Here is a 26571-nt window from a genome sequence, read left to right as displayed (position 1 = left end):
CCCGACCAAACGCCCCTCACCTGCACAACGCCAAAAGGAACCCCAACAGCCATGGCACTCATCAACTCTGACCGTGCTCGTTTCCCCAACGACCCCTGGCAGCTCGTGGAAACCGTCCACCTTCCCGGAAACGCCGGAACCCTGGAAACGCTCTTCAGCCTGGGCAACGGCCATCTCGGCATCCGCGGCGCCCACTGGGCTTCCGCGGACGCAGACCTGCCCGGCAGCTTCATCAACGGCTTCCACGAAACCTGGGACATCAAGCACGCAGAGAATGCCTTCGGCTTCGCCCGCACCGGCCAGCGGATCCTTTACATCCCGGACGTCAACAACTTCACCGTGATCATCGACGGTGAAACGCTGACCCTGAGCGAATCGACAGTGCTGGACTACCGCCGGTCCGTTGACTTCGCCACCGGGATCTACGAATGCCGGATCACTTGGCAATGCCGCTCAGGGGCCACCGTGACCACCACGGAGCGCCGGGCGGTCGGTTACCAGTCCCGCGGCACCCTGGGCATCAGCCTCGAAGTGGCCGCGGACCGGGACGTTTACGCGGACGTGACGTCCGCGGTGGTCAACCGCCAGGACCAGCCCGTGGAGGACCACTCCACCCACGATCCGCGCCGCGCCGGTCGGCACGCCGGCCGCGTCCTGCTGCCGGTAAGGCTCGACGGCGGGGACGGCTCGCTCCGCCTGTCCTGGGAAGCCGCCGAGTCCAGGCAGCGTGTGGGCCTGGCCGTGGACCACTGGACCTCTGCCGAGGTGCAGCCGTTCGAGACCCTGGTGGACCAGGACGACAGCAGCGTCCGGTACGTCCTCGCAGTGGGGGCGGACCAGCCCTTCCGGCTCGAGAAGAGCGCCAGCTACGCCGTGGCGCGGGCCTTCCGCGAGGGAGCCGTGGACGGCGGGTCTGCGCAGGACCCTTCGGAAGCGGCAGAGAACGCGCTTCAGCCCGTCAGCGCGATCTTCGCCGAAAGCGAGGCGCACTTCCGGGAATACTGGGCCACCACGGACATTGTGGTGGGCGGCCAGCCCGAACTGCAGCAGGCCATCCGCTGGAACCTCTTCCAGCTGGCCCAGGCCACAGCCCGCGCGGACGTGGCCGGCATCCCGGCCAAGGGCGTCAGCGGCTCAGGCTACGAGGGCCACTACTTCTGGGACCAGGAGGTGTACCTGCTGCCGTACCTGACGTACACCAGCCCGGACAACGCCCGCCAGGTCCTGGAGTTCCGGCACGAGATGCTGCCGGACGCCAAGGTCCGGGCCAAGGAACTGAGCGTGGACGGAGCCCTGTTCCCGTGGCGCACCATCAACGGGCTCGAAGCAAGCGCCTACTACGCCGCCGGCACCGCGCAGTTCCACATCGCAGCCGCGATCGCCTTTGCCACCAACAGGTACATCTGGGCCAGCGGCGATGCGGACTTCAAACACGGGATGGGTTCGGAGCTGCTGATCGAGACCGCCCGGATGTGGGTTTCCCTGGGCTTCTTCGGCAAGGACGGCCTGTTCCACATCCACGGCGTTACCGGCCCGGACGAGTACACAGCCGTGGTTAATGACAACCTCTACACAAACGTCATGGCCAGGTTCAACCTGCGCACCGCGGCGGCCCTGGACCACCCGGAGATCGACGACGCCGAACGCGAACTCTGGGAGCAGGCTGCCATCCGGATGCAGCTGCCCTACGACGAAGACCTCGAGGTGTACTCGCAGGACAACGACTTCATGACGCTGGAGCCGTGGGACTGGAGCACGCCCCGGTCCAAGTACCCCCTGTTGCTGAACTTCCACCCGCTGGTGATCTACCGCCACCAGGTCCTCAAGCAGGCAGATACCGTGCTGGCGATGTTCCTGCAGTGGCAGGACTTCACACCGGAGGAAAAGCGGCGCGCGTTCGACTTCTACGATCCGATCACCACCGGCGACTCCACCCTGTCCGCCTGCGTCCAGGGCATCATGGCCGCTGAGGTGGGCTACAGCCAAGCCGCGCTGGACCACTTCACGCACGCGCTGTACATCGACCTGGACGACACCCACGGCAACACGATCGACGGCGTCCACATTGCCTCGACGGGCGGTGTGTGGAGTTCCCTTGTCAGCGGCTTCGCGGGGCTCCGCGACCAGGGCGAGGTTCCCTTCTTCGATCCGAGGCTGCCCGTCGAGTGGGAGGGCCTGACCTTCCACCTCAAGGTGCGGGGGCGCCTGCTCTTCGTGGAGCTGGGCCAGGGGTCCATCGGCCTCAGCATCCGCGAGGGCGAACCCCTGGACGTCAACGTCCGCGGCGAGCTGCTCACAGTGGGCCACGACGTTGCCCGGGTGCCGCTGGCCCCTGTCGGCGCGCCTGAGCCCACCATCTTCCCGAGCGGGCTTCCGACGGCGTCCATCCCGATCGTGCGCGCCCGCAGCTAAGCAGTAGTAGTCCCAACAGACGCGCGGGATCAACCGAACGGTTGATCCCGCCGTCGTGTTCCGGCGAAAGACTGGGGGAGTGAAAAAACTCCTCCATGCCTCATTTGCCTATGCCATCGCCGGAGTCCTCTCCGGCCTCTACTATCGGGAACTTACCAAGCTCAACGGCTTCACCGGGGACTCCCAGCTGGGCCTGGTGCACACGCACTGGCTGGTGCTGGGCTTCATCGTTTTGTTGCTGGTGCTCGTGCTGGAGAAGGCCTTCGCCATCTCCGCTGCGGCGCCGAGATTGTCGGCCTGGTTCTTCTGGATCTGGAACGCCGGCGTGGTGGTGACCGGCGGGATGATGCTGGTCAAGGGAACACTGGTCGTGGCTGGTTTGGACGCCGGTTCAAAAGCCCTGGCCGGGATTGCCGGCACCGGGCACATGCTGCTCACCGCCGGCCTGGTGCTGCTCTTCCTGGCCCTGCGGAAGGCGTTGACGGCGGCTCCGGTTGAGGTGCCGCCGTTGCCCGTAGCCGCCAAGGCGTAGCAGCCGCGGGACATAGCAGCCTACGGGCTGTCCGCGTGCTCCCGGTCCCCGGCGCTGCGGTCCAGCGGGTGGGCCAGTTCGTCGGCCGGCATCCTGGCCACCACCATTGCCACCACGGCCATGACGGGGCAGACGCCGCCGGCCACCAGGAAGATCACCCACGTGGGCAGCACGGCCGCAGCGGGTCCGGCCAGCGCCATGGAGACGGGCATCAGGGCCAGGGACACGAAGAAGTCCAGGCTGGAAACGCGGCCCAGTAAATGGGCAGGAACCCGGCGCTGCAGGAGCGTCCCCCAGATGACCATGCCGATGCCGCCTGTGGCACCGAAGATGAACAGCGCCGCAGCGACCGTCCAGAAGCTGTCCATGATCCCGACCGCCGCGAGTGGAAGGCTGCCGGCGCCCCACGAAACCATCATCACGGTGAGGTAGCGGCGCGGCAGCGCGAAGGACGCCGTGGCCAGTGATGCGGCCGCACCGCCTACGCCCATCACGGCCAGCAGGAAACCGAACATGCGCGAGTCGCCGCCCAGCTGGTCGCGGACAACGAACGGCAGCAGCACCTCGATGGGGCCGATCAGGAACAGCACCGAGATGCAGGCCCAGAGCAGCGTCCACAACAGCCAGGGTGTCCGGACCGTGTAGCTGACGCCCTCGCGGAGGTCGTGGAAGAAGGACGTTTTGGCGCGTTCGACGGCGTCCCCGCCCGTACGTTCGACGACGGCCCCGCCGGCGGTGCGGTCCGTCCCGGCGGTGCCCGTGCCCGGCGCATCAAGCGCGTGCTGGCCGAGGAAGTTGAGGATGATGAAAGCGAGGAGGTGGCATGCCGCCACGCCCGTGACTGCGTGCGAGGGGGATAACGCGGCCACCAGGATGCCGGCCACGGCGGGACCGGCCGCCTGCTGCAGGATGGGCCGCAGGGTTCCCTCCATGCCGTTGGCCGCCAGCAGGTCCTCCGGCGGCAGGATCCTGGGCAGGATGGCCGAATAGGCCGGGAAGAAGAACGCCGCTCCCACGCCGAGCACGAATGCGCCTACGGCCAGGTGCCACAACTGCAGCCACCCGGCCAGGGCAAGCCCGCTGATGGCGGCAATCACAGCGAGGTTGGTGCCTTCCACGGCGATAATCAAAAGCCGCTGCGGCACGCGGTCCGCGGCGATCCCGCCCGCCAGGACGAACGCCACCAGTCCCACGCTGCCTGCAGCGGCAACAAGGGACAGCTCAAGCGGACCGCCGCCCAAGCGGATCACCTGGTAGACCATGCCCACAGCCCACATTCCGGAGCCGAAAATGGAGACGGCCAGCGCCGCGATCAGCACCCGGTACTCCCGGTGCACAAACGGCCGGAGGGCTCTGGGGGTGGGCATAAGCCTAGTCTAGGCCTGCCCGTCCGGCCGCGCCGCGGCTGCCGCCGACCCCTGCCGGGCTAGGCTCTCCGTATGGGGAACAGTCCGGCAGGCGCGTCACGCCGCAGCATGGCATTCATCGGCAGCAACCCGGGCCTGGCGCTGCATCCCGTTAACCCCGACGGCGTCCATATCCCCGGTGAACCCGCCAGTTGCTTCGCCTCCTTCTGGATGGCCGAGTGGTCCAGATGGGGCAGCGGCAACGCCCTCCTGGTGGCCACCCGCCAGGGCTGGCGCAGCTACGGCCCCAACGGCTACTTCGCCGAAACCCTGGCCAACGAACTGACCCGCTATTTTCCGGAGGCAGCCCGGTTTCCGCTCTCGGAAATCACCCACACCCAGGACGAGTTCGACGTTGAACTGGACGTGGACCGCGGCTTCCGGGCCGTGGGGCGCAAGGCGGAGCTCGAGATCAGCGGCGTCCTGGACCGCCGCCAGTTCTCGTCGCCCGATTTCCAGCTCGGCGGAACCAGCGCCGCCCTGGCGAATGTCTACCTTCCGTGCAGCACGGGGCGGCTGTCGGAGTTCGGGGTGGAATGGCCCGGTTCGCCTACGGTGTATCCCGGGCCCCGGGGGCCGTCGTCGTCCGCGTACATTGCGATGGCCGAGTCCTGGGTCATGTAGCAAGGTGGCTTAGTGTTAAGGGTGAGCGACAGCCACAAGCTGTCCTTGCCCGGCAGCAATCACGGTTCCGAACCGCGGTTGCGACCAACAGCGGGCGGCTTGTTCCCGTTCCAGGAAAGGTGACGATGGCCATGCGGAAGAACCCGGCAATGAGAATTGCACAAAAAACCGCGCACAAGGCGGTGTTCGACTCCCAAGGCAAGCCCAAACCCGGATTGCACGGCATGCTGCTGCGGGCCGTCGAGGTCCAGCGCCCGCTGGTGCTTGCCAACCTCCGGCGGCTCCAGCGCAGGCACCCGCGCGCCACGGCGGCGCAGCTCGCGGACAAGCTGGAACGCGACTACCTGCTGGCCGTGACCGGCGGCGGCGCGCTTGTCGGTGGTTCCGCCGTCATCCCCGGCGTCGGCACCGTGGCCGCCCTGGGCCTCTCCGCCGCAGCCACCGTCGGCTTCCTCGAGGCCACCGCGCTGTACGCGACGTCCCTGGCCGAGCTGCACGGCATCCGCATGGTGGACCCGGAGAAGGCCTCCACCCTGGTCATGGCCATCATGCTGGGCGAGGAAGGGACCGCCCTCCTCGGAAGCCTGAGCGGCCAGGCCGCCGGCCGCAGCAAGGGCCCCACGGACGCCTGGGGTTCCGCGTTCGCCCGCAAGACCTCTTTCCCCGGCTTCGGCTCGGTGCGGGACCGGATCCAGCGCGCGTTCCTCCGCAACCTGCTACAGCGGCAGGGGACGGCGCTCCTGGGCCGGGCACTGCCGTTCGGCGTCGGTGCCGTGGTGGGCGGCGTAGGCAACCGCGTTATGGGACGTGCCGTCGTCGCAAGCGCCAAGGAGGCTTTCGGCCCCATGCCGGACACGATCCCCGGCGAACTGACACCCGGGGCTGCCGGCACGGGCAATACCGGCGGCAGCGTCGGATCCCCGGCCGCTATTGACGCCAGCACCAATACGCCCGGCTCCGGCACCCCCGGCGGAGACTCAACACTGAAAGGCGGATTCATTGGATCTGAACGCTGACCTGGGGGAGTCCTTCGGCACCTGGACCATGGGGGATGACGCCGCCATGTTCCCGCTCATCACCAGCGCCAGCGTGGCCTGCGGCCTGCACGCCGGGGATCCCGTCACCATGCTGGACACCTGCCGTGCGGCCTTTGAACTGGATGTCAGGGTGGGCGCGCACGTCGGGTACCCGGACCTGCCCGGTTTTGGCCTCCGGTCCATTGACATGACCTTTGACGACCTCTTCGGGGCCGTGCTGTACCAGCTCGGCGCGCTCGACGGCGTGGCGCACGCCGTCGGGGCATCCGTGGACTACGTCAAGGTCCACGGCGCGCTGTACGACCGTACGGTGCACGACGCCGAACAGGCCTCCGCCGTGATCGCGGCCATCCAGGCCTACGATCCCGGACTGCCCGTCCTTGGCCTGCAGGGGTCGGCACTCCTGTCCTTTGCCGCCGAGGCAGGCCACCCCGTGTTCCATGAAGCCTTCGCGGACCGCGCCTACCTGCCGGACGGGTCGCTGGTGCCGCGCTCAGCGGACGGCGCGTTCCTGGTCGACGCCGGGGAGATCGCCGAGCGCGCCGTCCGCCTGGCCATTCACGGCGAGGTGGAGGCGGTGGACGGCACGGTGGTCAGGCTGCAGCCGCATTCGCTGTGCCTCCACGGCGACACCCCCGGCTCCGTGGAGACGGCAGCCGCCGTCCGCAAGGCCCTGGAAGTCGCCGGTGTGGAGCTCGAACCCTTCGCCTAGTACGTAGTTCGCGGCCCTCCCTTGAAGCGCGCGGCGTCGGAGCGCGAACGGGCACTTGCGGCCCTCCCTTGAAGCGCGCGGCGGGTGCTCAAGTGTCCGTTCGCGCTGCCCAAGGGGGCGGGCTAGTGCCGTTCGGCCCTATCCGGGGGTTCACGCGGCACCCTAGCTTGAGGGCATGGCTGCCGGACCCCATGCGGGGTTAGATGGACCCGCATCAGATGCAATGTTGAAGCTGGGCCGTTTCTTCACCAAATGGGACCAGACCGACGACGGCAGGGCGGTGTTCCGGGAGGGCGGCCGCAAGGGCGACATCTTCTACCGCGACCGCTGGAGCCACGACAAGGTGGTCCGCTCCACTCACGGGGTGAACTGCACCGGCTCCTGCTCCTGGAAGGTGTACGTCAAGGACGGCATCATCACCTGGGAATCACAGCAGACCGACTACCCCTCGGTGGGCCCGGACAGCCCGGAATACGAACCCAGGGGCTGCCCTCGCGGCGCGGCCTTCTCCTGGTACACCTACTCGCCCACCCGCGTCCGCTTCCCGTACGCCCGCGGCGTCCTCGTCGAGATGTACCGCGAGGCCAAGGCCCGGCTCGGCGACCCGGTGCTGGCCTTTGCCGACATCGTGGGGGACCCGGAGCGGCGCCGCCGCTACCAGCAGGCCCGCGGCAAGGGCGGCCTGGTCCGGGTCTCCTGGCAGGAAGCGATCGAAATCGCGGCCGCCGCCCACGTGAACACGATCAAGAACTACGGGCCGGACCGCTGCGCCGGATTCTCACCGATCCCTGCGATGTCCATGGTTTCGCACGCCGTGGGAACCCGCTTCATCCAGCTGATCGGCGGGGTGATGACGTCCTTCTACGACTGGTACGCGGACCTGCCCGTGGCCAGCCCGCAGGTGTTCGGGGACCAGACCGACGTCCCGGAATCCGGCGACTGGTGGGACGCGCGCTACCTCATGATGTGGGGCTCCAACGTCCCCGTCACCCGGACCCCGGACGCGCACTGGATGGCCGAGGTGCGGTACCGCGGCACGAAGGTGGTCACCGTCAGCCCGGACTACGCGGACAACACCAAGTTCGCGGACGAATGGCTCCCCGCCCAGGCCGGAACGGACGCCGCGCTGGCCATGGCCATGGGGCACGTCATGCTCAAGGAATTCTTCGTGGACCGGGACGTCCCCTTCTTCTCCGACTATGTCCGGCAGTACACGGACCTTCCGTTCCTGGTCCGGCTGGTGAAGAACGACGACGGCGCGCTGACGCCGTCGAAATTCCTCACCGCCCGGGACCTCCCGGCCGAAGCCGGGGCTGAGGACGCTGCGTTCCGCACCGTGATGTTCGACAAGAAAACCGGGCGGACCGCAGTGCCCAACGGCTCCATGGGGTTCCGCTATTCGGGCAGCGGCGAGGGCAAATGGAACCTCGACCTCGAAGGGATCGACCCCGCATTGTCGCTCCGCGAGGTGTCCGGGGAAAGCGCCGAGATCCTGCTCCCGTGCTTCGAGGACGCCGGCGGGGAGGGGAGCGTGCTGCGCCGCGGCGTGCCCGTCCTTGAGGTGGAAGGCCAGCTGGTCACCACCGTGTTCGACCTGATGCTGGCACAGTACGGCGTGGGCCGGGACGGGCTCCCGGGGGAGTGGGCTGCCGGCTACGAGGACGCGTCCACGCCCTACACTCCGGCCTGGCAGGAGGAGATCACCAGCGTCCCCGCGCAGGCCTGCATCCGGGTGGCAAGGGAGTTCGCCCGGAACGCCGAGCAGTCCAAAGGCCGGTCCATGATCATCATGGGCGCCGGGATCTGCCAGTGGTTCCACGGCGACACCACCTATCGCGCAGTCCTGGCGCTGGTGATGCTGACTGGCTGCATGGGCCGCAACGGCGGCGGCTGGGCGCATTACGTGGGGCAGGAAAAGACCCGCCCGGCCACCGGCTGGGTGTCGCTGGCCAACGCCCTGGACTGGTCACGTCCGCCGCGGACCATGATCGGCACCGGCTACTGGTACATGCACACCGACCAGTGGCGGCAGGACGGCTACTCCGCGGATGCGCTGAAGTCCCCGCTGTCCACCGGGGCCCTGGACGGCATGCACACCGCGGACGCGCTGGCCCAGTCCGCCCGTCTGGGCTGGATGCCGTTCTACCCGCAGTTCGACCGCAACCCGCTGGACCTCGCGGACGAGGCGGAGGCCGCCGTCGCCGCCGGGACCGCGAAGGACACCCCCGGCTACATCGCGGACGCGCTCAAGAACCGCACGCTGAACCCGGCGATCGAGGACGTGGATGCCCCGGAGAACTGGCCGCGGACCCTGGTGCTGTGGCGTTCCAACCTGTTCGGCTCCTCGGCCAAGGGCAATGAGTACTTCCTGCGGAACCTGCTGGGCACCCACAACAACGTCCTGGGCCAGGACCACGCCGAGGGGCTCAAGCCAAGGGACGTGAAATGGCATGAGCAGGCGCCCGAAGGAAAACTGGACCTGCTGGTCTCCGCTGATTTCCGGATGACTTCCACCACGCTCCTCTCCGACGTCGTATTCCCGGCCGCCACCTGGTACGAGAAGCACGATCTGTCCTCCACTGACATGCACCCGTTCGTCCATGCTTTCAGCCCGGCGATTGACCCGCCGTGGGAAACCAAGACGGACTTCGACACCTTCCACCTGCTGGCTCAGGAGTTCTCCCGGCAGGCGAAGACCCACCTGGGCGTCCGCCGGGACCTGGTCAGCGTGCCGCTGCAGCACGACACCCCCGGCCAGCTGGCCCAGCCCGGCGGGATCGTGCGGGACTGGCGGGAGACGGACATCCCCGCCGTGCCGGGGCAGAACATGCCCGTCTTTTCCGTGGTGGAGCGGGACTACACGGCCATCGCGGACAAGCTGGCCGCCGTCGGGCCGCTCGCCGACAAGCTGGGCTTCACTGTCAAGAACGTCACCTACAAACTCGCCGGCCCGCTGGACCGGCTCAGCCGCTCCAACGGCGTGATGCTCGGCGGCGCCGCGGACGGCCGCCCGGCGATCGACACCGACGCGAAAATGGCGGAGGCCATCCTCGCCTTCTCCGGCACCACCAACGGCGCCCTGTCCGTCCAGGGCTTCAAGGACCTCGAGGTCCGTACCGGACGGAAACTGGCGGACCTGTCCGAGGGCTCCGAGGAAAAGTTCATCACCTTCGCCCAGACCCAGGCCGGCCCGGTCCCGGTGATCACCTCGCCGGAGTGGTCCGGCTCCGAAACGGGCGGCCGGCGCTATGCCCCCTTCACCATCAACGTGGAGCGGCTCAAGCCGTGGCACACCCTGACCGGGCGGATGCACTTCTTCCTCGACCACGACTGGATGATCGACATCGGCGAGGCCCTGCCGATCTACCGGCCGCCGCTGGACATGCACCGCCTCTTCGGTGAACCCAAACTCGGCCGGGACGGGGCCATGGAAGTGGTGGTCCGGTACCTGACCCCGCATTCCAAATGGTCCATCCACTCCGAATACCAGGACAACCTGCTGATGCTCTCGCTGTCCCGCGGCGGGCCCACGGTCTGGATGAGTCCGGCCGACGCTGAGGCCATTCAGGTCAAGGACAACGACTGGGTGGAATGCCTCAACATCAACGGCGTCCTCGTGGCCCGGGCGATCGTCAGCCACCGGATGCCCGCCGGCGTGGTCTATGTCCACCACGCGCAGGAACGCACCATCGACGTGCCGAAGTCCGAGGCCACGGGAAGGCGCGGCGGCATCCACAACTCCGTAACCCGGCTGCTGGTCAAACCTTCGCACCTGATCGGCGGCTACGCCCAGCTGGCCTACGCGTTCAACTACCTTGGCCCCACCGGAAACCAGCGCGACATGGTGGCCACCGTCCGCCGTCGTTCCCAGGAGGTGCAGTACTGATGCGTGTCATGGCTCAAATGGGCATGGTCATGAACCTGGACAAATGCATCGGCTGCCACACCTGTTCTGTGACCTGCAAGCAGGCCTGGACCAACCGTGCGGGCACCGAATACGTCTGGTTCAACAACGTGGAAACCCGGCCCGGCCAGGGGTATCCGCGCCGCTACGAGGACCAGGAAAGGTGGCACGGCGGCTGGGTGCTGAACAAGCGCGGCAAGCTGGTGCTCAAGGCCGGCGGCCGGGTGAAGAAGCTCCTGGGGATCTTCGCCAGCCCCGTCCAGCCCGAGCTCAAGGACTACTACGAACCGTGGACCTACGACTACAAGACCCTCGTGGACGCGCCGCTGGGCGACGACTTCCCCGTGGCCCGGCCCAAGTCCCTGATCACCGGCAAGGACACCAAGATCACCTGGTCCGCGAACTGGGACGACGACCTGGGTGGTTCCACCGAGAACGGCCACCTGGACCCCATCGTCGAAAAGGTCCGCCGCGAGTCCGAGGACAAGATCAAGTTCGCCTACGAGCAGACGTTCATGTTCTACCTGCCGCGGATCTGCGAGCACTGCCTGAACCCGTCCTGCATGGCGTCCTGCCCCTCCGGCGCGATCTACAAGCGGGTGGAGGACGGGATTGTGCTGGTGGACCAGGACAAGTGCCGCGGCTGGCGGCAGTGCGTCACCGGCTGCCCGTACAAGAAGATCTACTTCAACCACAAGACGGGCAAGGCGGAGAAGTGCACCTTCTGTTATCCGCGGGTGGAGGTGGGTCTGCCCACCGTCTGTTCCGAGACATGCGTGGGCAGGCTGCGGTACCTGGGGTTGTTCCTGTACGACGCCGACGCCGTCACCGCGGCGGCCGCGGTCACCGACCCGCAGGAACTCTACGATGCCCAGATGGACGTGCTGCTGGACCCGAACGACCCCGCCGTCCAGGCCGCAGCCCGGGCCCAGAACATCCCCGAGGACTGGATCGACGCCGCCCGGCGCTCGCCGGTGTACGCGCTCGCCAAGGTCTACAAGGTGGCCCTGCCGCTGCATCCGGAATACCGCACCATGCCGATGGTCTGGTACGTCCCGCCGCTCTCGCCCGTGGTGGATCTGCTGCGGGACCAGGGGCACGACGGCGAGGATCACGGCAACCTCTTCGGCGCCATTGAGGCGCTGCGCATCCCGGTGGAATACCTCGCGGAACTCTTCACCGCCGGGGACGCGGACCGCGTCACCGCGGTGCTGAAGAAGCTCGCTGCCATGCGCTCCTACATGCGCGGCATCAGCCTGGGCAACGACCCCGACGACTCCATCCCCGAAGCGGTGGGCATGGACGGCCAGACCATGTACGAGATGTACCGGCTGATGGCGATCGCGAAGTACGACGAGCGCTACGTCATCCCCAAGGCCCACGTGGAACAGGCCCATGACCTGGAGGAGATGGGCTGCTCGCTGGACTTCGAGGGCGGCCCGGGCATGCAGGATACCGCCCACTTCGGCGAGGCCAGCGGCCGGCCGGTCCCCGTGGCGGTGGAAACCTTCAACGCCCTCCGCGACCGGCAGACCTCCGACGAGCCGCCCGGTGGTACCAGCCTGCGCGGCCGGGTGAACCTGCTCAACTGGGACGGCACCGGGGCTCCCTCCGGGCTCTTCCCGGAAAAGGCGCTTTTCCCGGACAAGCAGCATACGGAGGCTGGAGCCAGCCCTGGGTCCGGCACCCCGGCGGGGGAGCAGCCGTGAGCCGGCGCCAGCAGGTGGTCTACCTCGCGGCCGCCTGGTGCCTTTCCTACCCGGACGAGGAACTGATCGGGAGGGTGCCGCTCATGCGGGCCGCGCTGGCCGAGTTCCCCGGCGCCGTCGCGGACTTCGCCGAGGTGCTGGACTTGCTGGAATCCACGCCGCCCATGGAGGTGCAGGCCCACTACGTCCGCGAATTCGACCTTGGCAAGCGCCATGCACTGCACCTGAGCTACTGGACGGACGGGGACACCCGGCGCCGCGGCGAAGTGCTGGGCAACTTCAAGAAGACGTACCGGCAAAGCGACATCCTGGTGGACACCCACGGCGAACTGCCGGACTACCTGCCGATGGTCCTGGAATACGCCGCGGTGGTGGACCTGGCGGCCGGGCGGGAATTGCTCACTAGCTTCCGGGCGAGCCTGGAGATGCTCCGGTTCGGGCTGCTGCGGGACGAGTTGCCGCACGCCCGGATCCTGCAGGCCGTCTGTGCCACCCTGCCCGGGAAGTCGCCCGCGGATGAGCAGGCCGTGATGCGGATGGCCGGCTACGGGCCGCCCACCGAAGCCGTGGGCCTTGACCCCTACGATCCGCGGCTGCTGCCCGTGAAGGGGGCCTGACCATGCTTGCATCCGAAGCCGAGCCCGGATCCGTCGTCGAAATCTCCACGATGGATATTGTGCTCTGGGGCGTCCTGCCGTACGTGATGGTGGTGGTGCTGGTGGGCGGCCTGGTGTGGCGCTATAAGTACGACCAGTTCGGCTGGACCACCAGGTCCTCCCAGTTGTACGAATCGAAACTGCTCCGCATTGCTTCTCCGCTGTTCCATTTCGGCCTGCTGGCGGTGATTGCCGGGCACTTCTTCGGCCTGGTGATTCCGATGGCGTGGACCCGCGCGGTGGGCATGAGCCAGGACTTTTACCATTTCAACGCCTTGTTCGTGGGCGGGATTGCGGGGGTGGGGACGCTCGGCGGGATCCTCCTGCTGATCTACCGCCGCCGCACCACAGGGCCGGTGTTCATGGCCACCACCACGAACGACAAGACCATGTACGTGGTCCTCACCGCCGCCATTGTGTTCGGCCTCTGGACCACCCTTGCCAGCGTTTTCGAGGGCGAGCACGGGCACAATTACCGGGAGACCGTGGCGCCCTGGTTCCGCTCGCTGTTCATTTTCCAGCCGGACATCGCGGCCATGGCTGGGGCGCCGTTCTCCTTCCACCTGCACACCCTGGTGGGCATGGCCCTGTTCGTTATCTGGCCGTTCACCCGGCTGGTCCACGCCTTCACAGCGCCGCTGCACTACCTCTTCCGCCCGTACATCGTCTACCGCTCGCGGGACCGGGACCGTCAATCCACGGGCGCAGCCACCTCAGGGACCACTGGTACGGCAGCCCGACGCGGCTGGTCCGCCGTCGGTACCCGCGACCGGGACACGAGGAACCGCTGATGGCCGGATCCGTGCCTCCGACAACGTCCGACTCCACGGGCCGGACCCGGAACCTGGTCCTGGCAACCGCGGCGTCCGTGGCAGGCTTCTGGGCGTGGAACTCCGTGGCCACCCTCGGCGCTTATTACACCCAGAACCTGCAGCTCAACCCGGCCACCACCGGGGTCCTGGTGGCCATGCCGGTGTTCGTCGGCTCACTGGGGCGGATCGTCGTCGGAACCCTGACGGACAGGTACGGCGGCCGGGCGATGTTCACCTTCGTGCTGCTTGCCGCCATCGTGCCGATCCTGCTGGTGGCCGTCGGCGGAACCTTGCGCTCGTTCGCGCTGGTGCTGGGCGCGGGCCTGCTGCTCGGTGTCGCCGGAACCGTGTTCGCCGTCGGAATCCCCTTTGTCAGCGGATGGTACGAACCGTCCCGGCGGGGCTTCGCCACGGGCGTCTTTGGCGCCGGCATGGGCGGTACGGCGCTGGCGGCCTTCCTGAACCCCCGGCTCGTGGCCGCCATCGGATACTTCCCGACGCACCTGCTGATCGCAGGGGTCCTTGCCGTCATGGCGGCCCTGGTCTGGTTCCTGATGAAGGAATCCCCGGGCTGGACCCGCAGCAACGCCCCCATGCTTCCTAAACTCCTGGACGCCGCCAAAACACCGGTCACCTGGAAGATGTGCTTCCTCTACGCCGTCGTTTTCGGCGGCTTCGTCTCCTTCGCCACTTATCTGCCCACCTACCTCCGCGACGTGTACAGCTTCGATCCCAGCGGCGCCGGTGCCCGCACGGCAGGGTTCGCCCTCGCGGCCGTGCTGGCACGGCCGGTGGGAGGCGTGCTCGCGGACAAGCTCGGGCCCAAACCGGTGGTGATCGTCTCGCTGACCGCCGTCGCCGTCCTCGCGTGGGTGGTGAACCTGCAGCCCGACGGTGAGGTCCCGGCCGGCCTGACGTTCGTCGCCATGGCGGCGGCCCTTGGCCTCGGTGCCGGCGGGGTGTTCGCCTGGGTGAGCGTGCTGGCGCCGCACGGGAAAGTGGGCAGCATCAGCGGAGTGGTCAGCGCGGCGGGCGGCCTCGGCGGCTACTTTCCGCCGCTCGTGATGGGGGCAACGTACGACGCCGCGACGCATAGCTATTCGATCGGCCTGCTCCTGCTGGTGGTCACCGCGCTGGTGGCACTCGTGTTCACCGTCTTCGGCATCAGGGGCCGGACCAGGACAAAGGCGCTCCCTGCGTAGCTTCGCTTCCACTGGAGCGCGAACGGACACTTGCGGCCCTTCGGAAGGGTGCTCAAGTGTCCGTTCGCGCTTGGGCGGTCAGGGCGCGGTCAGCCGAAGGCCAGGTGCGCCAGCGTGAAGATGGCCAGGCCAGCCAGGGCGCCCACCACGGTGCCGTTGATCCGGATGAACTGCAGGTCCTTGCCCACCTGCAGCTCGATCTTCCGTGAGGTCTCCTCGGCATCCCAGCGCGCCACGGTTTCCGTGATCACGCCGGCGATGTCGGAGCGGTACGTCTTCACGAGGTAGCCCGCGGCGTCCCCGATCCACGCGTTGACCTTGCCCGCCAGTTCGGGGTCCACGACCAGCCGGGTGCCGAAGTCGTGCACGGCCGCCTTGAACTTGACGGTCAGTTCGCTGTGGGGATCGTCGACGGCGCCGAGCAGCGCCGCCTTGATGGTGCCCCAGGTGCGGGATGCCAGTTCGCGGACCTCGGGGTCGCCCAGCACCTGAGCCTTGATGCCTTCAGCCCGGGCGATCATCACCGGGTCATGCTGCAGGTCCTGCGCGAGCGAGGTGAGGTAGGTGTCGATGGACTGCCGGACCTGGTGCTGCGGATCCGCCTGCACGGCCTTGGTGAACTTCAGGATCTCCACGTACACCTTGTCTCCCACGAGGCCGTCCACGAACTGCGGGACCCACTGCGGGGACCGGTCCGAAACCAGCCTGCTGACCGTCTCGTGGTTGTCCCTGACCCAGTCCACGGTCCGGTCCACCAGCAGGTCCACCAGGGTGTGATGGTGCCCGTCGGCGAAGATCCGCTCGGCGAGCCTGCCCACCGGCGGCCCCCACGGCGGAGTGAGCAGGTGCTTGCGGACCATGGATTCGATCACGGCCTGGACGTCGTCGTCGTTCAAGACCTTGAAGGCGCCGCGAATGACGGCGGCACCCTCCTTTGCCACGCGCTCGGCACCGCCGGGACCGGACAGCCACGCACCGGCCTTCCGTGCGATGTCCACCGAAGCCAGCTTTTCCTGGACCACTTGTTCGGAGAGGAAGTTGGTCTCAACGAATTCACCCAGCGAGGCGCCGATCTGGTCCTTGCGGCGCGGAATGATGGCCGTGTGCGGGATCTTGATCCCCATGGGGTACTTGAACAGGGCGGTCACCGCGAACCAGTCCGCAAGCGCGCCCACCATGCCGCCCTCGGCGGCGGCGCGAACGTATTCCAGCCACGGGTACTGTTTCTGCAGGGCGAAGGCAAAGACGAAAATCACCGCCATGACAATCAGCAGGCTCAGGGCCAGCAGCTTCATCTTGCGCAGGGCGGCCGCCTTTTCGGCGTCACCGCCCAGGCCCCGTTCGACGGCGCCACCGGAACCGGCACCGGGTGCGCCGGCATCCGGGGGTCGGGTTGCAGCGGGACGGGTGGTTTGTTCACTGTTCACCTGCATGTGCCCAGCCTAGCCCCGCATCCGCCGCGGGCGTCCGCTAACGTGTCACCATGACTACCGACGAGTCCGCCCTCACCCGGCCGCTGGTCTACGCCCACCGGGGATCCAGCGCCGCCTTCGCCGAGCACACCCGGGCCGCTTATCTCCAGGCCATTGCGGACGGCGCCGACGGCGTGGAATGCGACGTCCACCTCAGCCGGGACCAGCACGTCGTCCTGCTGCACGACGCGAACCTGGACCGCACCTCGGACGGCACCGGCCCCGTGGCTGACCGGACCCTCGATGAACTGCGGCTGCTCGATTTTTCCTCATGGAAGGGCGCCCGGACTCCCCTCGAATACGGCGGAAAGTTCGACCAGCTGCTGACGCTGCCGGAACTGATGGACATCCTCCGGGCGGCCGGCCGGGAAATCGGGCTCGCCATTGAGCTCAAGCATCCCAGCCCGTACCTGCTGGCGCTGGAGGACAGGGTGCTGGAGGTGCTGGAATCGGAAGGCTGGGATCCCCGCACTTCACGGGTGGACAACATTTCCGTGTCCTTCATGAGCTTCAGCCCGGACGCTATCAAGCACCTGCTCAAGACTGTTCCGGCCGAGTTCATCTGCCAGTTGGTGGACGACATCAAAGTGGACGAAGTCCGTGAAGAACTGGGGCTGGGAGCCATCACGGGCGGGGCCGTGGCGAACGTCATGCGGGCCGCCCAGGTGGAAGGCGAACGGATCCTGAACGACTGCGAAGTGCGCCTGGCGGGACCGGGCATTGACTACGTGCGCCAGCACGCCCGCGCGGTGAAGCGCTGGATGGATTCCGGCCGCAGGTTCAGGGTGTGGACCGTGGACTCGGACGAGGACGTGGCGCTGTGCCAGGACCTGGGAATCCACGAAATCACCACCAACCGGCCAGCGGAGGTGCTGGCCCAGCTCGGCGAAAGCAGTCATCCCGTCAGCTGAACAGCCGCCCGGATTCAGGCCGCAAGGTCCCGGCGGCGCCAGCCGGCGTAGCCCAGCGCGCCGAGCAGCGCGGCGGCAATAGTGAGGGCCGCCAGCGCCGGAATTCCTTCCGCGTCCACCGGAAGCAGCGGGGTGTGCCGGAACGGCGAAAGATCCATCAGCCATTCCGGAGCGTTCCAGAGCACCCCGAATTCACCGAGGGCGATGAGTCCGAGCAGGAGCACCCAGACGGCCCCGGTCAGCCGCGGCATCCAACCGAACACAGCCAGTGCGGCGCTGGTCAGCACCCAGGCAGCCGGAATCTGGGCCAAGGCGGCCACCGTGGACCGGGACACTAGTTCTGCATCGTTGACGACGGACGCGGCACCGATGCCGATCGAAAGGCCGGTCAGGAGCTGCAGCAGCGCGACGCCGGACAGTGCCACCGCGTAGTGGCTGCTGGCCCAGCGGATCCGGGTGGTGGCAGTGCCCAGCAGGGCTTCGGTGTGCCCGGCCGTTTCCTCGCTCCGCAGATGGTTGGCGGCGGAAATTCCGTAGGCGGCCGCGATGACTCCCATGATGCTGATCTCGGCGGCGAGGAACGCGTCGGTCAGGGCGCGCGGTCCTCCCAGTGCACGCATCAGGTCCTGGGCGCCGGGCGAGCTCAGGAAGTCGGCCACATTGCCGACGAGGGAGCCGATCACCACTCCGAAGAGGACAAACGCCACACACCACGCCAGCATGACCCGGTACTGCAGCCGGACGGCGAGGCCCAGCACGCCGGAGAGGTTTCCGCGCGCGGGGCCGGGCCGCTCATCACGGAGGCCGGCGCCGAGGTCGCGCTGCGCCCGCAGGAAGAACGCCACGGGAACAAGGACGGCGCAGAGCGCCAGGGGCAACGACAGCACCCACCAGTGGTCACCGGCATAGGCCCGCACCTGCTGGTTCCAGCCGATCGGCGAAAGCCAGGACCACACCGAGGGTCCCGGCTCGGCGAGGTCGCCCACCGCGCGCATGCCGTAGGTGACGGCAATGACGCCGATGCTGAGCCCGGTCGCGGCCCGGGCGCTGACCGTCAGCTGGGCAGCCAGGGCTGCCACGGCGCTGTACGCCATCCCCGTGGCAGCCCAGCCCAGCCCGAAGGCGAGTGATCCGGGGCCCGGCAACCCGCCGAGGGAAAGCGCGGCAGCCGACAGCAGCCCGGTCAGGATGCTCGTGGAGAAGCTGATGGCAAGGGCGGACACCAGGGGCGCATCACGGCCCAGCCGTCCGCCGCCCAGGAGCTCCAGCCGCCCGCTTTCCTCGTCTCCGCGGGTGTGACGGATGGTGAGGATGACCATCAACACCGCGAGGATGGCGGTCATGAAGGCGGTGTATTTGATGAGCGAAAGGGCGCCGAGCGAAGCCGGATCGTAGATCCGCCCAAAGAGCGCCACCATGGACGCCGTGGCGTTCAGTGCCGTGGCGGCCGCCACCCGGCTGGGCTCATCCGGGTACAGCTCGGCGCCGGCCGCCGCCGTCGAGTAAGCGATCAGCGCAAAGCCCAGAATCCAGAGCGGCAGCAGCCAGCGGTCCCGCCGGAGCGCGAGCCGGACCAGGACGCCGGTGCCGGCCAGCGTCCCGGTCATCGCCGTGCCGCTTCGAGCGACCCGGCCGGGCCGTAGTGGCGCAGGAAAAGATCCTCCAGCGTGGGCGGCTGGCTGGTCAGTGCGTGCAGCCCGGCGGCTGTGAGGGCCTGCAGGAACGGGGCCAGCCCCGCCGGGTCCACCTGGGCGCTGACCCGGTGGTTCGTCACCACAACGTCGTGGACGCCGGGCAGGAGGTCCAGGCCCGGGGGCATGCGTGCGACGTCGGCCGTGACCGACGTCCGGGTGAGGTGCCGCAGCTGCGCAAGCGGTCCGGACTCCACCACCCGGCCGGCCCGGATGATGCTTACACGGTCCGAGAGCGCCTCGGCCTCGCTCAGGATGTGGCTGCTCAACAGGATGGTGCGGCCCTGATCGCGGAGCTCGCGGACGCATCCGCGGAACGCGTCCTCCATCAAAGGGTCCAGCCCGCTGGTGGGCTCGTCCAGGAGGAACAGTTCGGCGTCGGTGGCCAGGGCGGCCACCAGGGCGACCTTCTGCCGGTTTCCCTTCGAATAGGTGCGCGACTTCTTGGTGGGGTCAAGGTCGAAGGTCTGCAGCAGCCGGTCACGCCGGGCGCGGTCCTGGCCGCCCTGGAGCCGCCCCAGCAGGTCGATCACCTCACCGCCCGTCAGGTTGGGCCATAGGGCCACGTCCCCGGGTACATACGCCAGCCGGCGGTGCAGCGTGGCAACGTCGTGCCAGGGGTCAAGGCCCAGCACCCTGGCCGAGCCCGAGGTAGCCCGCAGCATCCCCAGCAGCAGCCGCAACGTGGTGGACTTCCCGGCCCCGTTGGGACCCAGGAAGCCATGCACCTCGCCGGCCGCGACCTGGAAGTCGAGGCCGTCGAGGGCAGTTACGGTTCCGAAACGCTTGACGACGCCGGTCATTTCCACCACGTTGCTCATAGTCAATAAGCTACGCCGCGCGGCGCCTGTGGTTGCATGGATCCATGCCATTCACCTGGTCCGGCCGGGCCACCCAGACCCTCTCAGCGACTGCCCTGAGCGCCCTGCTGCTGGCCAGCGCCATGAAGCATTTCCGCGAACCCGCGTTCTTTTACCAAGTGGTTCCCGATTTCCTGTGTTGTGACGACTCCGGCGCCCGGCCCAACGGCCCGTATGCGGTGATGACCCGTGATGAATGGGTGGCGCTCAGCGGCCTGCTCGAGGCGGGCGCCGCCGTCGGACTCCTGATCCCGGCCACCCGCCAACCGGTCGCCTGGGGCGTTACTGCCATGTTCACGGCCTTCGTTGCCGGGCATGCCGACGCCTTGCGCCGCGCGTACGGTCCGGCCGGAACGCCGGGGCAGCGGAAGGTGCACACCGCCCGGCTTCCGCTTCAGGTGCCGCTGATCCTCTGGGCCTGGAGCCTGCGAAAGCCGTTCCGTCCTGCCGGGACGCGGTGTGTTCCCGGGGCCGGGCAGTGAAGCTGCTTCAGTCTCCGGCCGTGCGGGTGGGGCTGTCCATCAGCATCGCCACCGGCCTCTACGGGATTTCCTTCGGGGCGCTCGGCGTCACGTCCGGGCTTGATTTTTGGCAGACCATGGCGCTAAGCCTGCTTCTGTTCAGCGGCGGTTCGCAGTTCGCGTTCATCGGCGTGGTGGCCGGCGGCGGATCCGGGGTGGCGGCGATGGGCGCGGCCACGCTCCTGGGCATGCGCAACGGCATCTACGGCATGCAGCTCAACGCCCTGCTGCAACCGCGCGGGTGGCGCAAGTACGCCGCCGCCCACGTCACCATCGACGAATCAACGGCCACCAGTACCGGGCAGACGGACCCCGACGAACAGAAGCGGGGATTCTGGACGGCCGGCATCGGCATCTTCGTGCTCTGGAATATTTTCACTGCCGTCGGGGCGCTGGCGGGCAGTGCGCTGGGGGACCCCAAGCAATGGGGGCTCGACGGCGCGGCCGTGGCGGCCTTCCTCGGCCTTCTTTGGCCACGGCTCAAGGGCCGCGAACCGGTGGCCATCGCAGTGGTGTGCGCCCTGGCAACGGTGCTGGCCGTGCCGTTCGTGCCCGCGGGAGTTCCCATCTTGATAGCGGCATTTGTGGCGGCGGCGATCGGCTGGTTCAGCCACGGCCGCAGCGACGAGGGGCTGGAGCCCGATGTGGATCCCTACGCCGAGCACCATCAACACCCGCGTCAGGGTCCCGCTGCGGAAGAGGCCGGCAGATGAGCCTTTGGATGTGGCTGCTGCTTGCCTGCCTCCTTGGCTACGCTTGGAAACTCCTTGGCTATCTGGTGCCGGCAACCCTGCTGCGCAACCCGCGGATGTCCCGGATTGCGGGCACCATGACCATCGGCCTGCTGGCCTCGCTCACCATTGTGAACGCAGTGGCATCGGGCCAGTCACTGGCTCTTGACGCCCGGATGGGCGCCCTGGCCGCGGCCGGAATCGCCCTATGGCTCCGGGCCCCTTTCCTGGTGGTGGTCCTGGCCGGAGCCGGTGCTGCTGCCGGGTTGCGGCTGCTGGGTTGGAGCTGATGACGGCCGTTCGGCCCTAGTAGGTCCGCCCGTGCTGTGGCAGGATGCCACCATGAGCGAAGAACAAGCGCCCGCGGTTCCTGCTGCCGAAAGAGAATCCAAATCCAGGCCCTACGTGCCATCGCCGGGATCCGAATCCACCCGTGAAATGCGCGAGATGTCCCGCCGCCGACGCGACGCCGAGGAGAAACTCCAGCAGCATCTGCAGGAAGCGGATCAGCTGCACGAGGCGCACATGAAGGCCCACCACAAAGAGACGCCGTTGCCCCCTGGGGGCGAGGCCGCTGCCGAGGATCAAGCCCCGGACGAAGAACGGAAGGCTGGCGCCGAGCCGGCAGAATAGCGCAGCCCAGGTGTATTGACCTAGGCCGAATAGCGCAGCCTAGGCTGCGCCAAACGCATCTGAATCAGCCAAGTCGTCGGCCTGTGGGGAGGCTCCGTTGTTCCTGTTCTCCAACTCTTCCAAGGCAAGGTCGTACCAGACCTGCGCCCCAAACACCGGGTGGGACGTATCCAGGTCCCGGAAAAGGGCGTCTGTGAGGGCCTGCAGTTCCGACGTGCTCGCCGACGAAATAACCAGCAGCGGGTCGGCGTCGCCGTTCATGAGCAAGGCAAGCTGCTGGCGGGTCATGGCAGCACCGGAAGGGAAAATGAGCGTAGTCCGTAGTCCATGTCGAACTCCAAAACGAGACAAAGTGGCTGACTGCGTAACCGCCACAATTCTAATATCGTGTGACGCCCGCCACAATCTCCCGGCCTCGGGCCGTTGGGCGGCGAATTCGGGAGCCGGGGGCGGGCTGTGACCGGCGCCCGGCTGGGCCAGTACCTGGCGGAACGGCTTCAGGACCTCGTCCTCGAGAGTGCCGATGTGCAGGACTTCCTCCGGGAACTGTGTGTATTCTCGGCCGGCTTCATCGGGAAGGCAACCGGGCTTCCCGTGCTGTGCGCCGTCACCCTGACGCGTTCCCGGCGGCCTGTGACGTCCGCCGGCAGCGGACCAGGGGCGAGGCTGCTTGAGGAAATTCAGCAGGCCACCGGCCAAAGTCCTTCGCTGGCTGCCCTGGAGTCCGGTGCTACGGTATCGGTGCCCGATGCCCGGGCCGACTCCCGCTGGCCGCGCTACAACCGCGGCGTGATGAGGGCCGGACAGCTCAGCGTCCTGTCACTCCCGCTGCGGCTGGATCCGGATGCCGCGGCATCCGTGTCGTTTTTCGCCCCGGAAGCAGGGGCGTTCGACGACGAGGCAGTCGTGATTTGCGAAGCGTTCGCCGCCCGCGCCGGCAAAGCCCTGCGGTTGGCTGTGCGCATCGGTGCCTCGAAGGACCTCAATGAGGACCTTCTCGACGCCTTGAAATCACGCACCAGCATCAACCTCGCCTCGGGAATTGTGATGGGCCAGAGCCGCTGTTCGCAGGCCGAAGCGTTCGCGATCCTGAGCAAGGTTTCCAGCAACCGCAACGTCAAGCTCCGCGTTGTGGCCGAGGACCTGCTGCGAAAATTCGATACGACACCGGACGCCGCCCACTTCAACGGCTAAGGGACGCGCCTTGCGGCTATGCTTTTTAAAGTTCCAGTCAACGGGCGAAGGGCGGCAAAGCAGTGGAGTGGGTGCGGCCATGGTGGTGAAACTACCCCTCGCGGATGAACTTGCGGCAATCTTCGCCCGCGCTTCGGAGCTCCTGCTGACGGACGAGACGGTATCCAGGGCCCTTGAGCTGATCACCGCGGCCGCGGAAGCGGCCGTGCCCGGCGTCGCAGGCGCGGGCGTCACTCTGATAGACGCTGAGGGCCGGAAACATACGGCGAGTGCCTCCAACACGTTGGTGGAGCTTGCCGACTCGCGCCAGTACAATTTGGGCCAGGGCCCCTGCCTCCTCGCCTGGGCCGGCGGCGAGCCCGTGCTCGTCAGCGACGTCCGGAACGACCGGCGCTGGCCGGAATGGGCCCGCGCGGCAACCGAGCTGGGCCTGCGGTCCTCCGTCAGCGCACCGCTGCTCGCCGGAGAATCCGCCTTGGGCGCCGTCAAGCTCTACGCCCGCAATGAGAACAGCTTCAGCTCCGGCACTGTGCGCCTGTTGGAACTCTTCGCCGCGCAGGCCACCATCTTCCTGATCAATGCCCAGGCCCGCGAGAGCGCCCGGACGATTAGCGAGGACCTCCGCGACGCCCTGGCCCACCGCGAAATCATTGCCGTGGCCAAAGGAATCCTGATGGCCCGCCACGGACTTGACGAGGACACGGCCATGCAGGACCTCCTGATGGAGTCGCGGCGGGCCAAGAGGTCGCTGCGGGACATATCCGCCGAGCTGGTGTCCTCCACCCAGCTGCCCCGGTGAGCGGGGGTGCGCTTTGGCCCTGGGCAAGGACGAAGATGAGCAAAGGCTTCGCTTTGAGGAAATGCTCCGGAACGCTGACCTGCGCGTTGAGGAGCTGTGGCTGAGGTATTTCAGCATTGGCGGCATCGCAGGGCAGTTTGAAGTCGAGGCTTACATCCACGGTGCCATCGCGCTGCCGGCGTTGCAGCGGGACATCCTGGCGCATGCCCTGAACGAACGCCTTGACGAGATCAACGCCCCCGACGGCAGGGCGTCCTACAGCCGCGGGTCCGAGGACGCCGGCCGGCGACATGACGAGCGGTCGCCTGACGACATAGACCGGCCCGAGGAAGAATCAGGGCAGGACGATTGAATCGAAGGCCGTGCCCGGGAGCGGCGACTGGGGAGGCAGCGGCCGGTGGGGCCGTTCCGTGCGGATAGCGTCCTCCACCAGCGCTACGGGGCGCCGCCAGGCATCGGACCCGGGTTCCATGGTGTCCACAACACCGATCAGCATGGCCAGCAGGCGGATCACGTCAGTCATGGAAATGTCAGTGCGCAGGGTCCCCTGACCCTGGCCGCGGCCCAGCAGGACGGCCACGGACTCAAAGAGGCTGCCGGTGATTCCGGTCAGCAGGCCGCGCCGTCCGGCCACGGCCCCGAGCAGGTTGGCATCCTCGCTGGCGGCTGCCATCAGCGCATCGATCACGCGGAACAGCCCGTCGGCGGCATCAGGGCCGGCCAGGGCGTCGTCGATCACGGGGTCCACCATCAGCCGCAGCTGGCGGTTGAGCGCGGCAAGAACCAACTGTTCCTTGTCCGCGAAGTTCCGGAACAGGGTTGCGGGACCGACGCCGGCCGTGACGGCGATGGTCTGCAACGGCACTTCCGGGCCGTACTCACGGAAGCAGTTGCGGGCGGCGGTGATGATCTTGTCCACATTGCGCGCAGCATCCGCACGGAGGGGCTTGCGTTCCACTGCGAGGTTCATTTTTCAAGGTTAGCAACGCTGGGCCTGAGCGCCCGGGTTACTGATTGGTAGCCGCGAATGTGCTCCCTATATGACGAATGTATGGGGAAATTCCGCTGTGGCAGACTGGGTCCATGTTGCTCGCATTCTCAGTTGCACCCTCCGGCCAGCCTGCGCACCTCACCGCTGATTCCGGTGATGTCTCCTCCGCGGCATCCGCAGACGCTTCGGTCCACGACGCCGTCGCTGCCGCCGTCAAGATTGTCCGGGATTCCGGCCTGCCCAACCGCACGGACTCCATGTTCACCACCATCGAAGGTGAGTGGGATGAGGTGTTCGCCGTGGTGAAGGAGGCCACCGAAGCTGTCGGGCGTTTCGGCAGCCGTGTGTCACTGGTCATCAAGGCGGATATCCGCCCCGGGTATTCGGGCGAGCTCACCGCCAAAGTGGAGCGGCTGGAAAGCGCCATCGCCGACGCCGGCTAATTCCCGCCTCTGGTTTCTCCTTCCCACGCAGCAAAGGCAACTGCGAGACTGGGCCCATGATTGAGCACCGGCCCGAGCCCCAATGGGTGGCTGTGGAGAAGTACCTGACCGACGTCGTCGTCCGCCCCGGCAGCCCGCTGAAGCGGGCCGTTACTTCCGCCGTCGACGCCGGAATGCCGGCCATCGAGGTGGCGCCCAACGCCGGGAAGCTGCTCAAGCTGCTGGTGCAGCTTTCGGGCGCCCGGCGGGTCCTCGAAATCGGCACCTTGGCCGGTTTCAGCACCATCTGGATGGCCCAGGGACTGCCCGACGACGGCAAACTCGTCACGTGCGAGTACCTCCCCAAACATGCCCGCGTGGCGCGCGCCAACGTGGACGCTGCCGGAGTCGGGCACAAAGTGGACATCCGCGTGGGTGCCGCACTGGACACCCTTCCCGGGCTGCATAATGACGGGCGCGGCCCTTTCGATTTTGTGTTCATCGATGCCGACAAGGAAAACAACCCGCAGTACCTGGACTGGGCCATCAGGCTGGGCCGGCCGGGCACCGCGATTGTGATGGACAACGTGGTGTGGGAGGGCGCGCTGCTCGATCCGTCTCTGGACGAGGTCAACGCGCCGGGGATCATCACCGCACTGGAAATGATGGGGGAGGACCCCCGGCTGGACGCGACGGTCATGCAAACAGTGGGTTCGAAGGGCTGGGACGGCTTCGCGCTGGCCCTGGTCAAGTGACGTCACGCCGCCAAAATGCTAAGTATGCTTAGAATAGGCTAATGCCGGACGAACCCGTCCCGCATCGCCTGCAGTGGAGGAAGAAATGAAGGCTTCACCGACCCTTGCCAGCAATCTCCAGATGGTCCTGACGGACCTGATCGAACTTCACGTCCAGGGCAAGCAGGCGCACTGGAACATCGTGGGAACCAACTTCCGCGACCTCCACCTGCAGCTCGATGAAATCGTTACCAGCGTGCGGCTGTTCGCAGATGAAACGGCTGAGCGGATGCGCGCCCTGCATGCCCTGCCGGACGGCAGGAGCACCACGGTGTCCGCCGGCACCCGGCTGGAACAGTTCCCCGAAGGACTCACCTCCACTAAGGACGCCGTCAAACTGATCACGGCCCGGCTGGAGCGCACCGTGAAGACCATGCGTGACGTCCATGACGAGGTGGACGAGGAAGATCCCACCAGCGCCGACCTCCTCCACGCCGGCATTGCGCGACTGGAACAGCTGGCCTGGATGGTGAACGCCGAGACCATGTCGGCGGGGGCTTCAGTCACGGCACCGGACCACGGCTGACGCCGGCGCCACGGCCAGCG

27 protein-coding genes are annotated in these 26571 nt (G+C 67.5%); 21 read left to right on the top strand and 6 right to left on the bottom strand.

Annotated features, from left to right (window positions below; genetic code table 11):
* The first annotated feature begins 51 nt into the window (after positions 1-51).
* Positions 52-2412, top strand: coding sequence for a glycoside hydrolase family 65 protein (locus ASF98_RS11175; protein ID WP_055801532.1), 2361 nt, complete (start codon positions 52-54; stop codon positions 2410-2412).
* Positions 2413-2491: 79 nt separating this feature from the next.
* A complete protein-coding gene (locus ASF98_RS11170; protein WP_055801530.1) occupies positions 2492-2944 on the top strand; it encodes a DUF2871 domain-containing protein in 453 nt (150 codons plus the stop codon).
* 20 nt (positions 2945-2964) lie between these two features.
* Here ASF98_RS11170 and ASF98_RS11165 read toward each other — a convergent pair whose 3' ends face one another.
* Positions 2965-4311, bottom strand: a complete 1347-nt coding sequence (locus ASF98_RS11165) for an MFS transporter (RefSeq protein ID WP_055801528.1) — start codon at positions 4309-4311, stop codon at positions 2965-2967.
* Between the two features lie 72 nt (positions 4312-4383).
* Here ASF98_RS11165 and ASF98_RS11160 point away from each other — a divergent pair, with 72 nt between their 5' ends.
* The 8 genes from ASF98_RS11160 (at position 4384) to ASF98_RS11125 (ending at position 15006) form a co-directional block, all read left to right on the top strand.
* The gene (locus ASF98_RS11160) at positions 4384-4974 is read left to right on the top strand and encodes a hypothetical protein (RefSeq protein ID WP_055801524.1); all 591 of its coding nucleotides are present in this window, start codon (positions 4384-4386) and stop codon (positions 4972-4974) included.
* A gap of 125 nt (positions 4975-5099) precedes the next feature.
* Positions 5100-5990, top strand: a complete 891-nt coding sequence (locus tag ASF98_RS11155) for a hypothetical protein (RefSeq protein WP_055801523.1) — start codon at positions 5100-5102, stop codon at positions 5988-5990.
* The gene (locus ASF98_RS11150; protein WP_055801520.1) at positions 5974-6723 is read left to right on the top strand and encodes a LamB/YcsF family protein; all 750 of its coding nucleotides are present in this window, start codon (positions 5974-5976) and stop codon (positions 6721-6723) included. Before ASF98_RS11155 ends, ASF98_RS11150 begins: the two co-directional genes overlap by 17 nt.
* Positions 6724-6898: 175 nt before the next feature.
* Positions 6899-10609, top strand: coding sequence for a nitrate reductase subunit alpha (locus ASF98_RS11145; protein WP_055801517.1), 3711 nt, complete (start codon positions 6899-6901; stop codon positions 10607-10609).
* On the top strand, positions 10609-12336 hold the full coding sequence (gene narH / locus ASF98_RS11140; protein WP_055801514.1) for a nitrate reductase subunit beta: 1728 nt from the start codon (positions 10609-10611) through the stop codon (positions 12334-12336). Before ASF98_RS11145 ends, narH begins: the two co-directional genes overlap by 1 nt.
* Entirely contained in the window at positions 12333-12953 is a 621-nt protein-coding gene (narJ, locus tag ASF98_RS11135) for a nitrate reductase molybdenum cofactor assembly chaperone (protein ID WP_055801511.1), read from the top strand. The genes narH and narJ overlap by 4 nt, the downstream gene beginning before the upstream one ends.
* A 2-nt stretch (positions 12954-12955) precedes the next feature.
* A complete protein-coding gene (narI, locus tag ASF98_RS11130) occupies positions 12956-13783 on the top strand; it encodes a respiratory nitrate reductase subunit gamma (RefSeq protein WP_055801508.1) in 828 nt (275 codons plus the stop codon).
* Positions 13783-15006, top strand: coding sequence for an MFS transporter (locus ASF98_RS11125; protein ID WP_055801505.1), 1224 nt, complete (start codon positions 13783-13785; stop codon positions 15004-15006). Before narI ends, ASF98_RS11125 begins: the two co-directional genes overlap by 1 nt.
* An 89-nt stretch (positions 15007-15095) precedes the next feature.
* Here ASF98_RS11125 and ASF98_RS11120 read toward each other — a convergent pair whose 3' ends face one another.
* Positions 15096-16301: a DUF445 domain-containing protein gene (locus ASF98_RS11120; protein ID WP_442854037.1), complete on the bottom strand. Its 1206-nt coding sequence runs from the start codon at positions 16299-16301 to the stop codon at positions 15096-15098.
* Between the two features lie 188 nt (positions 16302-16489).
* Between ASF98_RS11120 and ASF98_RS11115 the strand changes: the two genes are divergently transcribed.
* The gene (locus ASF98_RS11115) at positions 16490-17389 is read left to right on the top strand and encodes a glycerophosphodiester phosphodiesterase (protein WP_055801499.1); all 900 of its coding nucleotides are present in this window, start codon (positions 16490-16492) and stop codon (positions 17387-17389) included.
* 14 nt (positions 17390-17403) lie between these two features.
* Here the strand turns inward: ASF98_RS11115 and ASF98_RS11110 are convergent, their stop codons facing one another.
* Together ASF98_RS11110 and ASF98_RS11105 are read right to left on the bottom strand one after the other, a co-directional pair.
* Positions 17404-18996, bottom strand: coding sequence for an ABC transporter permease (locus ASF98_RS11110; protein WP_055801496.1), 1593 nt, complete (start codon positions 18994-18996; stop codon positions 17404-17406).
* Positions 18993-19901 carry an ABC transporter ATP-binding protein gene (locus ASF98_RS11105; protein ID WP_055801494.1) on the bottom strand — a complete coding sequence of 303 codons (909 nt, stop codon included), beginning with the start codon at positions 19899-19901 and terminating at the stop codon, positions 18993-18995. Before ASF98_RS11105 ends, ASF98_RS11110 begins: the two co-directional genes overlap by 4 nt.
* A 44-nt stretch (positions 19902-19945) precedes the next feature.
* Between ASF98_RS11105 and ASF98_RS11100 the strand changes: the two genes are divergently transcribed.
* The 4 genes from ASF98_RS11100 to ASF98_RS11085 are packed head-to-tail and all read left to right on the top strand — an operon-like array spanning position 19946 to position 21825.
* On the top strand, positions 19946-20422 hold the full coding sequence (locus ASF98_RS11100) for a DoxX family protein (protein WP_055801491.1): 477 nt from the start codon (positions 19946-19948) through the stop codon (positions 20420-20422).
* Positions 20419-21174, top strand: coding sequence for an AzlC family ABC transporter permease (locus tag ASF98_RS11095; RefSeq protein ID WP_200939340.1), 756 nt, complete (start codon positions 20419-20421; stop codon positions 21172-21174). Before ASF98_RS11100 ends, ASF98_RS11095 begins: the two co-directional genes overlap by 4 nt.
* The gene (locus ASF98_RS11090; protein WP_055801484.1) at positions 21171-21482 is read left to right on the top strand and encodes an AzlD domain-containing protein; all 312 of its coding nucleotides are present in this window, start codon (positions 21171-21173) and stop codon (positions 21480-21482) included. Before ASF98_RS11095 ends, ASF98_RS11090 begins: the two co-directional genes overlap by 4 nt.
* A gap of 52 nt (positions 21483-21534) precedes the next feature.
* Complete coding sequence (locus ASF98_RS11085) at positions 21535-21825, top strand: hypothetical protein (protein ID WP_055801483.1); 291 nt, start codon at positions 21535-21537, stop codon at positions 21823-21825.
* Positions 21826-21864: 39 nt separating this feature from the next.
* Here the strand turns inward: ASF98_RS11085 and ASF98_RS11080 are convergent, their stop codons facing one another.
* Positions 21865-22113, bottom strand: a complete 249-nt coding sequence (locus ASF98_RS11080) for a hypothetical protein (RefSeq protein ID WP_055801478.1) — start codon at positions 22111-22113, stop codon at positions 21865-21867.
* 168 nt (positions 22114-22281) lie between these two features.
* On the opposite strand from ASF98_RS11080, the gene ASF98_RS11075 reads away from it, so the two are divergent.
* The 3 genes from ASF98_RS11075 to ASF98_RS11065 all read left to right on the top strand — a co-directional run bounded on the left by ASF98_RS11075 (position 22282) and on the right by ASF98_RS11065 (position 24170).
* Positions 22282-23019: a GAF and ANTAR domain-containing protein gene (locus ASF98_RS11075; protein WP_055801475.1), complete on the top strand. Its 738-nt coding sequence runs from the start codon at positions 22282-22284 to the stop codon at positions 23017-23019.
* 79 nt (positions 23020-23098) lie between these two features.
* Positions 23099-23818, top strand: coding sequence for a GAF and ANTAR domain-containing protein (locus ASF98_RS11070; RefSeq protein ID WP_055801472.1), 720 nt, complete (start codon positions 23099-23101; stop codon positions 23816-23818).
* 61 nt (positions 23819-23879) lie between these two features.
* A complete protein-coding gene (locus ASF98_RS11065; protein WP_235505823.1) occupies positions 23880-24170 on the top strand; it encodes a hypothetical protein in 291 nt (96 codons plus the stop codon).
* Here the strand turns inward: ASF98_RS11065 and ASF98_RS11060 are convergent.
* Positions 24153-24788, bottom strand: a complete 636-nt coding sequence (locus ASF98_RS11060) for a TetR/AcrR family transcriptional regulator (protein ID WP_028270654.1) — start codon at positions 24786-24788, stop codon at positions 24153-24155. The two genes, ASF98_RS11065 and ASF98_RS11060, sit on opposite strands and share 18 nt — an antisense overlap.
* A gap of 113 nt (positions 24789-24901) precedes the next feature.
* On the opposite strand from ASF98_RS11060, the gene ASF98_RS11055 reads away from it, so the two are divergent.
* The 3 genes from ASF98_RS11055 (at position 24902) to ASF98_RS11045 (ending at position 26551) form a co-directional block, all read left to right on the top strand.
* Entirely contained in the window at positions 24902-25252 is a 351-nt protein-coding gene (locus ASF98_RS11055) for a thiamine-binding protein (protein WP_055802428.1), read from the top strand.
* 56 nt (positions 25253-25308) lie between these two features.
* A complete protein-coding gene (locus ASF98_RS11050) occupies positions 25309-25986 on the top strand; it encodes an O-methyltransferase (RefSeq protein ID WP_055801465.1) in 678 nt (225 codons plus the stop codon).
* Positions 25987-26071: 85 nt separating this feature from the next.
* The gene (locus ASF98_RS11045) at positions 26072-26551 is read left to right on the top strand and encodes a Dps family protein (protein WP_055801463.1); all 480 of its coding nucleotides are present in this window, start codon (positions 26072-26074) and stop codon (positions 26549-26551) included.
* Positions 26552-26571: the final 20 nt, after the last annotated feature.

The sequence above is a fragment of the Arthrobacter sp. Leaf337 genome, from assembly GCF_001423745.1.
In the GTDB taxonomy this organism is placed as follows: Bacteria; Actinomycetota; Actinomycetes; order Actinomycetales; family Micrococcaceae; genus Arthrobacter.
The sequence above is the reverse complement of the archived record's forward strand: the minus strand, read 5'-3'. Positions and strand labels throughout refer to the sequence as shown.